The following is a 12,132-nucleotide window of genomic DNA, read 5'->3' on the forward strand; positions in this document are numbered from 1 at the left end:
ATCAAGCACGTCGCGTGAGGCCTGCGGCGGTGGATAAACATTGCGGCTGCGCTCCGACCATGACCGGCTATCCAGCTGGTGCTAAATCTTTGGCTGAAAGGAAATGACATGAAGAGAAATCTAACTGCCGCGGCGCTTCTCGCCGCCGGCGTTGTAATGAGCGCCACGTTGACGACACCGGCCAGTGCGCAGACTCGCGCGCCGAAGACGCTGGCAGACTTTGAGACAGCCAAGCGGATCTCGGAAGAGCGCCTGGCGACGTTCCAGACGCTCGACTTCGACGTGTACTCGAACCAGAAGTGGGACCGCGTCAAGGAGAGCCACAGCGAGGACATCGTGGTCTACTGGCCCGACGGCCGCTCGACGCGCGGCATCGAAAAGCACATCGAGGACATGAAGTATTTGTTCACCTACGCGCCGGACGCGCGGATCAAACAGCATCCGATAAAGATTGCGGACGGCGATTGGACCTCGGTCGTGGGCGTTTTTGAGGGCACCTTCACCAAGCCGATGGTCCTGCCCGATGGCACCGTTATCCAGCCGACCGGCAAAGCCTTTAAGTTCAACATGGTCACCGTGGGACACTGGAACTCTGCCGGCGTGATGACCGAGGAATATCTGTTCTGGGACAACAAAGCCTTCATGGACCAGATCATGGGCAAGTGAGAGAAGGCCGGCGAATCCAGAATCGCCGGCCCCCGCATTTTCGCGGACAGTCCTGAGGTCACACTCCAGTTAGTGTGCCCGTCCCAGCCTCAACGGAGGCGTCGCAGGCGGCAGCATCGACAAGAGAGGGATTAGGTGTTTATCACACCGCCTCGAAGCGCTGGCCTAGTCCCTGCTTGTGCTGCTGTTCGTGATCGGCGCAGACAAGCGTGCTGAGCTGTAGGTGAGATCAGCAGTTGGAAATAGGGCGTGGAGTTCACGAAACAGCGTGATTCCTTCTTCAATCGCATCCTGTTGTTGAGTCAATGCGCCGCCATCTACCAGGATGGCGGCGCGCAGCCCCATCATGTTGAATCGCTCATTAGTAGCGAGATTGAGATTGATCTCCCTGGCCTGTTTCACCGCCTCGGCTGGGTTGCTGTTCAGTAAGGTGTTCAGTCGAGCGGACTGCTCGTAGAACCTATCCAACATTGAGGACATAGTGGGACCCTATCAACGGCATTAGACATCGCGCATGCTTGCCTGATGGAGCCACGAACTGTCGCTCGGAAGGCTTGTTGTTGGACCTTGTGTATTCAAGTCAGGAGGTTCAAGGTTGTGATGTACGCACGAGATGGTTCTTGAGTAAGAACCAGCACATGTTGAGTGCAAAGGAGCGGCCAAGCCGAGTCATCTGATCTTCGGGGATTCCCACCGGGCGGTGAGCGCCTGGGCTGAGAAAACCGAAAACACCAGCCAAGCCTTTCTCCTCCTCTGTCGTGACCTCACCGCTAATGCGCAGGAACGCAAGCACCTCGCCCCACTTCGATGGGTTGTAGGTGGCTGGAGCCTGCCCCTGCGAGGCAACGTGCGCAGCTATGTCGCCGGCCAAAGTCTCCAGCGCCACCCGGGCGTTCACAAGCGACGCGTTGTAGTCGGGCGGTGCTGCCCGAAACGCGCCAGCCGAATCGTTGATCTTGGCGATGATCTCTTGCGCACGAGGAGCTCCGGAATTCTGTAGCGCAATGATCAGATCATCCTCCAAGGGGGCCGCATCTGAAATCGACGGATCGGTTTGGATGAGCTTTCTGTCCTGGATGATGTAGCCATCCAGCAGGAGGCATTGCGCTAGATCGTGCTGGCGCTCGTCGAATCGATACTTCGGATTGACTCTGGCGCGCAGATCGCCCGAAGTCGCAACAACCTCCGCCAACACCAGCATCAGCGTGCGGTCATCGAGGGCGCGTAGTGTGTTCAGCAACCCGTACAACAGTTGCCCTTGTGCAAGTGATAGATGCTGGACACCGTACTTGCCCAAAAGCACGATTGAAGTCATCGGCTCCTGCAGCTCCAGGAATTGGGCGAACGAATAGCGAGTTCTTTGTCCGATCATGCTGCCTCTCGAAAATTGCAGATGGGCGTAACCAGCTTGGTCTTTCCCAGGTCCTCACAGCTTGGCTGAGTCGGACGCTCTAGATTTCAATCAAACTGGCACTCATCCAAATCGGATGCCAAACAGCCCGCCATCCTCCGTTGCGTCTGTCAGCCGCGTCGGAAGTACATAGTCGTTTAGATCGAAGCCCTCGATAGTCTCCTTGAAGGCATCGTCTTCATTCATCGTAACGATGTATTGAAAACCAAGCTCCTGCGCGATCTCCGAGCCTAGGCGCAAAGCACTGATGACCTGGCGGCCGTCGACGCCATCGAATAGATGGCTGTCATGGATCAAGAACCCAGGCCCGATCTTTCGTCCGGCGCACAGTCGCATGAGCATCATGTCGAAGCAGAAAATCTGCATGTTCTTGATACCCTTGCTGCGCTGCCCTTGCATCGGAAATTTGAAGATCGGACCATTCGAGGTCTCATCGACCGTCATGCTGCCGGCTGACTCATACAGTCGTTGAGATGTCTCCTCGAAGGCGACGATGGCCTCCGCGAGTCGGTCCTTCTGTTCCGTAAAGTCGCGCCGCAAGCGGATCGTGAGCCGGTTGCGCTCGATTTCCAATTCGTTCTTTGTGCCTTCGAGCTGCTCCGCAGCCTCAAAGCGTTGTCGCAGCGATTCCACTTCAGACTCCAGGCGCCCCAATTCGCCCTGCAGCTTGAGGAACTGTTCGAGTGCGCCATGACTCTTGAGAATGCCAAGAATCTCGCCGCGCCGCTGATCGAGTTGCGCCTTCTTGCTGTCTCGCAGTTCGATTCGCAGCCTCGCAGCTTCGAGTTCACTGGACAGATAGTCTTTACGATTGCGAACCACTGAGTCGTGGAAGCTTTTAACATCCTCGTAGCGACGCTTGACCAGGCCCGGTAGCACGACGCCTGCTTCCTGATAGACCGCCTGAAGATCTTCATGGTCTGGCGGAACCTCAGAGGCCAGCGCGCCTTCCAAGTCGCGAATAGCAGAGAAGTCGATGGTATTGGCGTTGGCCAGTTCGTTGAGCTGGCGGGTCAAGCTGGCGCTTTCGACTTCCAACTCCCGGTACTCCGGTAAGACCTGAAAAGATTCGACTTCCACATGAAGTTTCTTGAGACGAGCTTCCTGAATGGTTAGCTCCGTACGCAAGTCGGCGGCCTTGCCGATGATTGAACCGAAGGCACCGTTCCCAGCCGCCTTCTTCAACTCTTCGAGGGTCTTTTCCCGATCGCGCACGGCTTGCCAATCTCGGGCAATCTGCCAGTCTAGTCCGAGCAGGAACATCAGCGCCATCTGCATGTCGCCAGTTCCCTGCATCGCGGCCTGCTTTTCCGGCGTCGTGAAGGCTCCGCTTGCCTGTCGGCGTACAAAATAGGCAAACAGCGACCGGAAAGAGGGTGGCTTGCTGCCTGCGGTTTCAAGGCTGCTGAGGCCAAACATCTGTTCGCCCAGGAACGTACACCACTCGGTGGCCGAGAACTTGACCTTCCCGGCAGGCGGAGCCGTCACAAAGATTTTGGCTTTGGAGCCGCCGCTGCGCTCGACGACCGTGCGCTCCGACTTCAAATCAAAATCCATGCCGAAGGTCTGTTCCACCAGCTCCGGTGTGCGAAAAATCGACTCCGGGCCAGCATCGGCGCCGAGCAGAAAATGCACTAGCTCAATGAAACTAGTTTTTCCGGCGCGATTGCGCGTTTGCTTGGTAGTTGCCCCTTCGGTCTTTTGGGCCAGCAGTACGTTCAGGCCGGGCTTCAGTTCTCCGAGATTCTTGAAGCTGGGTAGCGTGCTGAAGATGTGGTGAATCACGCTGTCCTCCTTGCCACCAGTCCACTTTCGAGTTCGATGGTTCCCAGGGCATAGAGGAGGTCGAGGGCTAGCAGAAACCAGTCATAGGTGATTCGTCGAGGCATTGCGGCCCGCCCAGCGTCATGCCTGTTCAAGTCTTCCCAAAGCGCGGAGACGGTCTTAGGGCGTGCGAGGAACGTCAGCACATGCGCGCCGACGGTCAGTAGCGCGCGATCCTGCGGTAGATGCTTGGAGGGCAGAATCATGCCGCCCCCAGTGCTTGAGCATCTTCAAAGATCTCGCACTTGTCGAACAGATATGCCATCACCGCCAGAACCGCCGCCTTGTGGGCGGGGGTAGTATTCACCGTTCCGCCAGCCCATGTTTCTAGGTGGCCGAATATTTCATCAGGATGGAGCGGTGGAACGCTGTCCCGCAGTCGGACATATTCGCGCTTGAACGCCTGCGCGATCTGTTCGCCGTAAGTAGGGTTCTTCCAATTATTGAAGAATTGTGCAACCAGCGGCGACTTCTGCATGCCGATTTTCAGGAAGTCGGCAACAGCCTGAGATAGGAGATTCGCCTCGATCTTTCCGCGAGACACGTCCTTTACCTCACTCGTCGTGGGGGCTGGGGTGATGCTGATATGGGTAAGCACCGCGGCGAGGTCGCTGAAACCTAGATTGACGTTCGCTTCCATCGTAAGCGATGGACCAAACCACGACTCAAGGTCCTCAAGGCTCAGCTGACGGAACTTCGCCAACATCTCCTCGTACCCACAGTGTCCGATTTTGATTTTCGGGTTGTCTTGGCCGAGTTTGGCCAGGGCTTCGATGATGTGAGGACCTAAACGCCCATCAGGAGCGTTATGAACAAAGGTCCATTCATCGAAATGTTCTTCCCAATGTTCTTTGGCTCCGTCGAAGTCCTCGTTGACCTTCTTAATGGCTTCGGCTGCGGTCAGCTCATTGGGGGCATAGCTCTGGTACAGGATTCGCTCAGAAGGCAGATATCCGTCGTTCTTTCGGTCTCCAACATTGCCCCAGGGCCGGCACGCCATGAAGTCGTTGGGGTGCACCTTCGACATCAGTTTCTCGAACAGACGTTGAAACCCATCCCCCTTGGATTCCAAGAAGGCGATGCGAAAGTCCTTTTCGTAGTTGAGCTGCTGTATGCGATCCATGCCTTGGGCTCTAGCCTTAATATTTTTGGAGTTGTTCAGGCAGAAGCTCATCGCTTCTTGGTTTCGGGCTGGGCTTGGGCACGATTGATATCGAAAGGAAGTGCCTTGTCGGCTGCAATGCGCGTGAGCAGAACACGAATGGCGTCCGAGACGGATAAGCCCATGCCAGCCAACACGCTCGTGGCTTGCTCTTTGATATGCCCATCAATTCGGGCGCGCACGACATCACTGCTGTTGGCCATCAAGTGCCTCAAACTTTGTTGTAGCTACATTGTGCCTCATTTGGGCCTAGGTGTCATTGGCCGTTTTGCAACATGAGTCGCCGTCGGCGGCGCGGCCGCTATTAGTCGGGGAGGGGCGTCCTCGCCGTCACCGGCCATAAAGCGGCCGGCCGCGCGCTCGTGCTCCGCATCGAGCCTCGCTACGCGAGTCTCGCCCCTGACGGGCTTCCATCGTTCCCTCGCTCCGCTCGGCTGACGCCTGCGGCCCGGCTTCCAGATCCGGGCCTGCGCGCTTCGCTTGCCGTGCGGTCTGCGCATAGAGGCGGCCGTTGCCATGCCCAGCCGTCTCCCCTGACTTCATCACCTTGTCCGCGACTGTAGCCCGCGGCCGTGTGCCCTCAAGGCGCGCAGGGCCGTGTCCTCGTCGGCACCGATCCCACTGCCTGAAAACCGACCTCGGCCGCTATGCCGCGCTGCACGCGCAGGCGTATGGCGAGGCGGTCGATGCCGAGAAGTTGATCCCGCACATGCTGGAGGCGTTTATGGCAGGGGATCGTGGTTTCAAGGGGGGGGGCAGGCAGCGCCGAAGCCATCGGCGAAGTGAGGCTTGGAGGAAGACCGCTGCGCGCGTCTGCGCTATCCTAGAGGGTGATTGACGATGGAGATGCCAGAGTCGTCGCCTCTCAACCCCCCCATCTTCCGCACGAGACAAAGCTCTTGTCGGATGACGGTACAAGCGACGGTAATGGGCCATGTCGATCATCGCAAATCCCTTTAACCACGCGGGCTTGCGTGACCTGTTGATGATCGAGTGGGAGTGAAATCGGGTCCCGCATCGACCGGCACCAGATAGCACGAAACCATCACTAAGCCCGCGTAACTGCGGGCTTTTTTATCCTCGGCGCCGGTTTCACGGAGAAATTACCCTTGAACATGTCGTTCCCATGGTTAGGGCTGATAGGCGCAATTTCGCTACTCCTTCTCCTGTTCGGATCCGATTTTCTCCGCAGTGATAAAGCGATCTCGCGATGGCGGGACCTGACTTGGCTGTCATGGGCAGGAGTGACGGCCTATCTAATCCATAACGTCGAGGAATACGGGATCGACGTGTTCGGCCGGACGTACGCGTTTCCAACGTCGATGTGCCAGCTGTTTGGTTTCCAGGACGCCACGCATTGTCCCGCGCCACCGGCATTCTTTACCGCAGTCAATGTGCCGATGTTCTGGTTTGCTGCGCCGATCGCCGCCTTGCTAAGCCGGCGTCATCCTCTGGTCGGACTCGCCATTTATGGCGTGATGTCGGTGAACATAGTTGCGCATGTCATCGGCGGCATCGTCGCCGGATCGATCTACAACCCTGGCTGGTTGACAGCGATGTTGCTGTTCCTGCCGCTGACGGCATGGGTGGTTCGCACTCTTTTCGGAAGGGGCGGTTTTCGCCATGGCGCATGGGTGTTCCTGATCGGATGGGGAATCGCTCTGCACCTCATCTTGGCGGGCTCGCTTGTCCCGCTCATGAAAGGCTGGATAAGCATCTCCGCTCCCGCGATGGTCATGCAGGTGGTAAACGCCGGACTTCTTATCGCCGTACCTTGGTTGGCCGAACGCTGGCTCTTCCACCCCCGGTGCGACAGGTCCCCAGCTACCCCGGGCCCGTAAGGTTGCCTGTCGCCTTGCGCTGTTTCAACCTGCCCGCCGCCGCAACCTTGAGCAAACGCTGAAATGTCGGACATTGCACATGATTGGCCGCAGGACACTCCGCGGCATGGCGCAAGCCCTCGCTCATGGCACGCAGGCGTTTGATGGTCGCATCGATTTCGTCGGCTTTGGCTGCCAACACCTTTCTATCCACCTTCGGCGCGCCGGCAGGGGAGAGCATGGCACCAATTTCGTCCAACGACAGGCCGCCAGCTTGCCCCAGTGCGATCAGCGCCAACTGATCGAGCACGTCTGGCGTAAAACGCCGGCGTTCGCCAGCGGCGCTGGTCGCACAGATCAATCCTTTTTTCTCGTAGAACCGCAATGTCGAGGACGGCACGCCGGTGCGCCGGGCGACTTCTGAAATGTCCACGCTGTACCCCTTGACTTGAAGTTGACTTCAACTTCTATCATGCCTTCGGACGATGGTTACATCAATCGAAAAGGAATGGGCATGGTCTCGACGGGCGAAGTGGTAAGAATGGTTCTGGTCGGCATCGGCGCGACAGCGGTGTTGGACGTCTGGTCCATGATTCTGAAGGGCCTGGGTGTTCCCACGCTGGACTACGCGTTGGTGGGCAAGTGGGCGGGGCATCTGTGCCGGGGTAGGTTCGCGCACGCCAGCATGGCGAAGGCGGCGCCCATACCCGGCGAAGCGCCGCTGGGGTGGGCGATCCATTACGCCGTCGGCATCGTGTTCTCGGCCTTGCTGGTGGGTGTTTACGGCGTGGCGTGGCTGCGCGATCCGGCATGGCTGCCCGCTCTGGCGGTGGGCGTGGCGACTGTCATGGTTCCCTGGTTCGTCATGCAGCCGGCCATGGGCGCGGGCATCGCCTCATCCCGCACGCCGACACCGATGAAGAATCGCCTGCGCAGCGTGGCAACGCATGCGGTTTTCGGCTGCGGGCTTTACTTGTCGGCGGCCTTGCTCAAGCTGGTGTGGGCATGAGCGGGGTGTTCCGCTATTTCATCCCGAACCAGGCCGGATCCGCCGCCAAGGCCACCGCGCCAATCAACGACACAACCGTCGCCAGCAGCACCGGCCCGTCAAACGACTCCAGCTCCGGATTCAGCACCCGTGCAAACCACACCCGCATGACGAGCGACGTCCGTTGTATGGGTATCACGACCGACGCCGGCGCGATGGCAAGGGCCATGTAGACAAAGATCTGCGAGGCCGCGGCGGTCGCGCCCGCGACCGAATACCATCCGAGCGTAGGGCGCGACATGGTTAGCGACCGGCCCAGGCCGCCCTGGCAGATGACGATGGCCACCACGCCCACGGTCGCGGCGGTATAGGCCACGGCGGCGCCGGCCAGCCCTCCAGCCATCCCGTTCCCCTCCACCATGGCCTGCCGGACCAGGATGGGGCTGGAGCCATACGCCAGCGCCGAGAAGGTGGCGAACAGGTAGCCTTCGCCCAGTTTGGGTTGGAAGCCGCTGGCGGCGGATTTCGTTCCGACCGGGGGCGATTCAACGGACGCGCGCTTGAACGGGCGGAAGGAAGCTGGGGCGTGAGCCCGAGCAGCCAGCATAGGCGCCGCGATGATGAGCGCAATGCCGACGATATGCAGCGTGGTCAACTGCTCGCCCAGCAGGACTATGGCCAGCACCAACGTGATCAGCACGCTGGTCTGCTGCACGGGTCCGACCAGCACGGTGCCCATGGCCCGCGTCGCGCGGTAGTTGCAATAGCGGCCGAAGCCGAAATGCAGCAGGCCGGCGGCGGAGAAGAGTAGCGTCGAGCGCAGCGGAAACGCTTGCAGATATTCGGTTCCGCCCACCGCCAGCACCGCGATCCAGACCATTACCGTACCAAGCAGCAACGTGACCACCATGGCCTGTGACAGCGTTCCGGCGACGACCCCGCGGCGCAGCGTGGCGTTGTTCGCGGCGAAGGTGAAGGCCGCCAGGAGCGCGAGCACGGTCGGCAGGATCATGTCATTCGCTGGGTCCGCCGCGCCTGTTTGTCGGCATACATGAGCTGGTCGGCCACCTTGAGCACGGCTTGCAGCGAGCTGACGGAGGGGTCGACGCTGGCGATGCCGAAGCTGGCGCCGGGGTAGTCGAAGCTGCACTCGGTGAAGGTATAGGTGCCGATCAGCAGCGGCGCTAGCCGCTGTCGCATGGCCTCGACCGGGCCGTCCGGGTCGTCGGGGCGGGGCGGGTCGACCAGTCCGATCACGACGAATTCATCGCCGCCCAGCCGGCCCAGCATGTCGCTCTTGCGCAGGCCGGCGGACATGCGCTGGCCGACCTCGATCAGGAATTTGTCGCCGACGACGTGGCCGTACGTGTCGTTGATGGTCTTGAAGCCGTCCAGGTCGATGAAGGCGACCAGCACCCACCTCTGGGTGTCCTTCGCCAGCGTGAACAGGCGGTCCAGTTCGGCCAGGACCGAGCGGCGGTTGGGCAGGCCGGTCAGGGCGTCGTAGTTGGCGGCGTATTGTTCTTCCTGGCGTCGCATCACCATTTGTCCGGCCGCCTGGCCGGACAGCAGGATCAGGACCAGGCCGAACACGGCCGCCAGTGCGGTCGTATAAAGATGGCGCTGGCGCATGGGCGCCACGTGGTCCAGCGTGGCCAGCGTGATCAACTGGTATTGTGGATTGGTCAACGGCTGGCGCCGCATCAGGTAAGGCTTGCCGTCGATGACCCATTGGCCGGCATCGGGGCCGGCGTTGGCTATCGGATGCGCGTCCATGGGTACGCCGGGCGCTTCGCCGCCGTCCGGCGGCAGCACGGTGCCGGCTGGCAGGAGCGCCGCCAGGTTGCGCAGCATGAAGGGCTCGGACGAAGCGGTGATCACGCGGCCCTGGCGGTTCACGATCAGGGCGATGTGCCGCCCGGTCAGGTAGGCCGCCATCTCGGGCGCGTCGAATTTCACCGTGACCGAGCCTTGCGGCACGTCGTTGGCATCGTCGATGCGGCTGCTGACGAAATAGGAGGGGCTGTTGTTGAGGCGGGCGATGCCGAATTGTTGGCCCGTGCCGTGGCGCAGCGCGTCGATCAGGTAGGTGCGGCCGGAGTAGATCATGCCCACGATGCTGTCGGACTCGGCCCAGTTGCTGGCCGTGACGGTATCGTCCGACATGTTGTTCATGTAGATGCGGGCATAGCGCAGATCGCTGGCCAGCGCGTTCATGTAGTCGCCGACCCGGCGTACCAGCGGATCTTGCGTGAATTGCGCGGCGCGCTGCTGGCGGGTCAGCTCGGCCGCGCCGGGCGGGTCGGTGCGGTAGCGGGTGGCAAGCTGGATGACCTGGCCCTGGCGGGCGACCATGTTGGCCACGCTGACCATTTCGGTGAACAGGCGGTCGATGACGCGGGCGGTGGTCGTGGCCTCGTATTCGGCGCTGGTCGCCACGCTGTCCAGCCGCGCCGCCAGGATCCGCTGCGAGGTCCACCAGCCCAGGCCGGCCACCAGCGCCAGCCAGGCCAGGGCCAGGCCCAGGGTCAGCCGGAGCACGATGGGCGGCATTTTCCGGGCACGCCGGCCTTGCGGCGGCACCGTGTTGCCCGCGCCATGGCCCGCGAAAAGACGATGATCCAAAACAGCTTCATTCTGCATTCGTGATCTTCTCGCGCGGCAAGGGTTGGGGCGGCGGCGTCAATCCGGTTTCATCAAGGTATGGATTCTAAAAGAGTTGATGTTTCAAGTAATACTGGAAAAAGGGGGTAAATGACGGTTGCCAGCCGGTTTTTCCCTTTGTTTACCGATCCGCCCATGCCGGGGGGCATGAGGCGCGGCAAACCCCGACGGTTCAGAACTCTTCCAGAAACCGCATCCGAAACCGCCGCCCCTTGATATTGCTATTGGAAATCCGCGAGAACGCCTGTTTGGCAATCTGCCGGTCCAGCGCCACATAGGAGTTGAACTCGGTGATATTGATTTTCCCGACCTGCTCGAAAACCAGCCCTCCATCCCCGGTCAGCGCACCCAGCAAATCCCCGGGCCGCAGTTTGTCCTTTTTGCCCCCTTGTATGCACAAGGTGATCATGCGCGCCCGCAGCGGGCGGTCGGCCTTGACCCGCAGCGATTTGAGATCGCCCCATTTCAGCGGCGTACCCTGGTATTGCTCGATCAGGTTGGCCCAGCGCATTTCCTCGGGTGAGCACAGGCTGAGCGCCAGTCCCTTCTGGTCGCCGCGGCCGCTGCGGCCGATGCGGTGCACGTGGACCTCGGTGTCCTTGGTCACGTCCACGTTGATCACGGCGCCCAGGTTCTGGATGTCCAGGCCGCGGGCGGCGACGTCGGTGGCGACCAGCACGGCGCAGCTCTGGTTGGCGAACTGGATCAGGATTTCGTCGCGCTCGCGCTGTTCCAGGTCGCCGTTCAGCGCCTGGGCGCTGATGCCCTCGGCCCGCAGGCGTTCGACCAGCTCATGGCTGCGGATCTTGGTGTTGCAGAAGGCCAGGGTGGACACGGGGCGAAAGTGCGCCAGCAGGGTGACGACGGCGTCCAGCCGTTCGTCTTCGCCGATCTCGTAGAAGACCTGTTCGATGCGGCTGGCGTCGTGCTGGGCCTCGACCTTGACTTCGGCCGGGTTGCGCAGGAAGCGGGCGCTGAGCTTGCGGATGTTGTCGGGGTAGGTGGCCGAGAACAGCAGGGTCTGGCGCTTGGCGGGGCAGTGCGAGGCGATGGCGGCGATGTCGTCGTAGAAACCCATGTCGACCATGCGGTCGGCCTCGTCCAGCACCAGGGTGTTCAGGGCGGACAGGTCCAGGCTGCCGCGCTCCAGGTGATCCTGGATGCGGCCGGGCGTGCCCACGACCAGATGGGTGCCGCGGGCCAGCGATTCGGCCTGGGGGCGGGCGGCGGTGCCTCCGCACAGGGTCAGGACCTTGACGTTGGGAATCAGGCGGGCCAGCCGGCGCAGCTCCTGGGCGACCTGGTCGGCCAGTTCGCGGGTCGGACAGACGACCAGGGCCTGCGGAACCAGGCGGTCGACGTCCAGCTTCTGCAGCGCGCCCAGTCCGAAGGCCGCGGTCTTGCCGCTGCCGGTCTTGGCCTGTGCGATCAGGTCCCGGCCTTCCAGGATGAGCGGCAGGCCTTGGGCCTGGATGGGCGTCATCTGTTCGAAGCCCAGGCCTTGCAGGTTGTCCAGCAGGGCGGGCAAGAGGGGCAGGGAGGTAAAGGACGTGTCGGTCACGATAGGGCGGGTCGCAAGACCCGCGAAAAGACTGGT

Annotated in this window: 14 protein-coding genes; 4 read left to right on the forward strand and 10 right to left on the reverse strand. The window is 61.0% G+C overall.

The genetic code is table 11. The features are described 5' to 3' along the window. Positions 1–108: 108 nt before the first annotated feature. On the forward strand, positions 109–666 hold the full coding sequence (locus WKR98_RS15940; RefSeq protein WP_341434073.1) for an ester cyclase: 558 nt from the start codon (positions 109–111) through the stop codon (positions 664–666). Positions 667–831: 165 nt separating this feature from the next. Here the strand turns inward: WKR98_RS15940 and WKR98_RS15945 are convergent, their stop codons facing one another. From WKR98_RS15945 to WKR98_RS15970, 6 genes are all read right to left on the reverse strand, one after another. Next, positions 832–1,146 carry a hypothetical protein gene (locus WKR98_RS15945; protein WP_341434074.1) on the reverse strand — a complete coding sequence of 105 codons (315 nt, stop codon included), beginning with the start codon at positions 1,144–1,146 and terminating at the stop codon, positions 832–834. Positions 1,147–1,255: 109 nt separating this feature from the next. Then, a complete protein-coding gene (locus WKR98_RS15950; RefSeq protein ID WP_341434075.1) occupies positions 1,256–2,038 on the reverse strand; it encodes a hypothetical protein in 783 nt (260 codons plus the stop codon). A 102-nt stretch (positions 2,039–2,140) separates the two neighbouring features. After that, on the reverse strand, positions 2,141–3,862 hold the full coding sequence (locus WKR98_RS15955; RefSeq protein ID WP_341434076.1) for an ABC-three component system protein: 1,722 nt from the start codon (positions 3,860–3,862) through the stop codon (positions 2,141–2,143). Then, positions 3,859–4,107, reverse strand: a complete 249-nt coding sequence (locus WKR98_RS15960; protein ID WP_341434077.1) for an ABC-three component system middle component 6 — start codon at positions 4,105–4,107, stop codon at positions 3,859–3,861. The genes WKR98_RS15955 and WKR98_RS15960 overlap by 4 nt, the downstream gene beginning before the upstream one ends. Then, positions 4,104–5,024, reverse strand: a complete 921-nt coding sequence (locus WKR98_RS15965; RefSeq protein WP_341434078.1) for an ABC-three component system protein — start codon at positions 5,022–5,024, stop codon at positions 4,104–4,106. Before WKR98_RS15965 ends, WKR98_RS15960 begins: the two co-directional genes overlap by 4 nt. Positions 5,025–5,071: 47 nt before the next feature. After that, positions 5,072–5,266: a type II toxin-antitoxin system RelB/DinJ family antitoxin gene (locus WKR98_RS15970; RefSeq protein ID WP_341434079.1), complete on the reverse strand. Its 195-nt coding sequence runs from the start codon at positions 5,264–5,266 to the stop codon at positions 5,072–5,074. A 371-nt stretch (positions 5,267–5,637) separates the two neighbouring features. Between WKR98_RS15970 and WKR98_RS15975 the strand changes: the two genes are divergently transcribed. Next, entirely contained in the window at positions 5,638–5,901 is a 264-nt protein-coding gene (locus WKR98_RS15975; RefSeq protein ID WP_445936103.1) for a DUF2274 domain-containing protein, read from the forward strand. Between the two features lie 277 nt (positions 5,902–6,178). Continuing rightward, on the forward strand, positions 6,179–6,904 hold the full coding sequence (locus WKR98_RS15980) for an HXXEE domain-containing protein (RefSeq protein WP_341434479.1): 726 nt from the start codon (positions 6,179–6,181) through the stop codon (positions 6,902–6,904). On the opposite strand, the gene WKR98_RS15985 is transcribed toward WKR98_RS15980, so the two are convergent. Next, positions 6,888–7,316, reverse strand: coding sequence for a helix-turn-helix domain-containing protein (locus WKR98_RS15985; protein WP_341434080.1), 429 nt, complete (start codon positions 7,314–7,316; stop codon positions 6,888–6,890). The two genes, WKR98_RS15980 and WKR98_RS15985, sit on opposite strands and share 17 nt — an antisense overlap. 81 nt (positions 7,317–7,397) lie before the next feature. Here WKR98_RS15985 and WKR98_RS15990 point away from each other — a divergent pair, with 81 nt between their 5' ends. Continuing rightward, positions 7,398–7,892: a DUF2938 domain-containing protein gene (locus tag WKR98_RS15990; protein ID WP_341434081.1), complete on the forward strand. Its 495-nt coding sequence runs from the start codon at positions 7,398–7,400 to the stop codon at positions 7,890–7,892. Positions 7,893–7,905: 13 nt separating this feature from the next. Here the strand turns inward: WKR98_RS15990 and WKR98_RS15995 are convergent, their stop codons facing one another. The 3 genes from WKR98_RS15995 to dbpA form a co-directional block, all read right to left on the reverse strand. Further along, positions 7,906–8,883, reverse strand: a complete 978-nt coding sequence (locus WKR98_RS15995) for an EamA family transporter (protein ID WP_341434082.1) — start codon at positions 8,881–8,883, stop codon at positions 7,906–7,908. Beyond that, entirely contained in the window at positions 8,880–10,424 is a 1,545-nt protein-coding gene (locus WKR98_RS16000; RefSeq protein ID WP_341434480.1) for a sensor domain-containing diguanylate cyclase, read from the reverse strand. The genes WKR98_RS15995 and WKR98_RS16000 overlap by 4 nt, the downstream gene beginning before the upstream one ends. 283 nt (positions 10,425–10,707) lie before the next feature. Continuing rightward, a complete protein-coding gene (gene dbpA, locus WKR98_RS16005) occupies positions 10,708–12,096 on the reverse strand; it encodes an ATP-dependent RNA helicase DbpA (protein WP_341434083.1) in 1,389 nt (462 codons plus the stop codon). Positions 12,097–12,132: the final 36 nt, after the last annotated feature.

Origin of the sequence: Pigmentiphaga sp. YJ18 (assembly GCF_038066655.1) — a bacterium.
In the GTDB taxonomy this organism is placed as follows: domain Bacteria; phylum Pseudomonadota; class Gammaproteobacteria; order Burkholderiales; family Burkholderiaceae_B; genus Pigmentiphaga.

Excerpts from the sequence above, each read along its gene's own strand:
- WKR98_RS15940 (WP_341434073.1), top strand. The coding sequence starts at position 109 with ATGAAGAGAAATCTAACTGCCGCGGCGCTTCTCGCCGCCGGCGTTGTA.
- WKR98_RS15945 (WP_341434074.1), bottom strand. The coding sequence starts at position 1,146 with ATGTCCTCAATGTTGGATAGGTTCTACGAGCAGTCCGCTCGACTGAAC.
- WKR98_RS15950 (WP_341434075.1), bottom strand. The coding sequence starts at position 2,038 with ATGATCGGACAAAGAACTCGCTATTCGTTCGCCCAATTCCTGGAGCTG.
- WKR98_RS15960 (WP_341434077.1), bottom strand. The coding sequence starts at position 4,107 with ATGATTCTGCCCTCCAAGCATCTACCGCAGGATCGCGCGCTACTGACC.
- WKR98_RS15965 (WP_341434078.1), bottom strand. The coding sequence starts at position 5,024 with ATGGATCGCATACAGCAGCTCAACTACGAAAAGGACTTTCGCATCGCC.
- WKR98_RS15970 (WP_341434079.1), bottom strand. The coding sequence starts at position 5,266 with ATGGCCAACAGCAGTGATGTCGTGCGCGCCCGAATTGATGGGCATATC.
- WKR98_RS15980 (WP_341434479.1), top strand. The coding sequence starts at position 6,179 with ATGTCGTTCCCATGGTTAGGGCTGATAGGCGCAATTTCGCTACTCCTT.
- WKR98_RS15990 (WP_341434081.1), top strand. The coding sequence starts at position 7,398 with ATGGTCTCGACGGGCGAAGTGGTAAGAATGGTTCTGGTCGGCATCGGC.
- WKR98_RS15995 (WP_341434082.1), bottom strand. The coding sequence starts at position 8,883 with ATGATCCTGCCGACCGTGCTCGCGCTCCTGGCGGCCTTCACCTTCGCC.
- WKR98_RS16000 (WP_341434480.1), bottom strand. The coding sequence starts at position 10,424 with ATGCCGCCCATCGTGCTCCGGCTGACCCTGGGCCTGGCCCTGGCCTGG.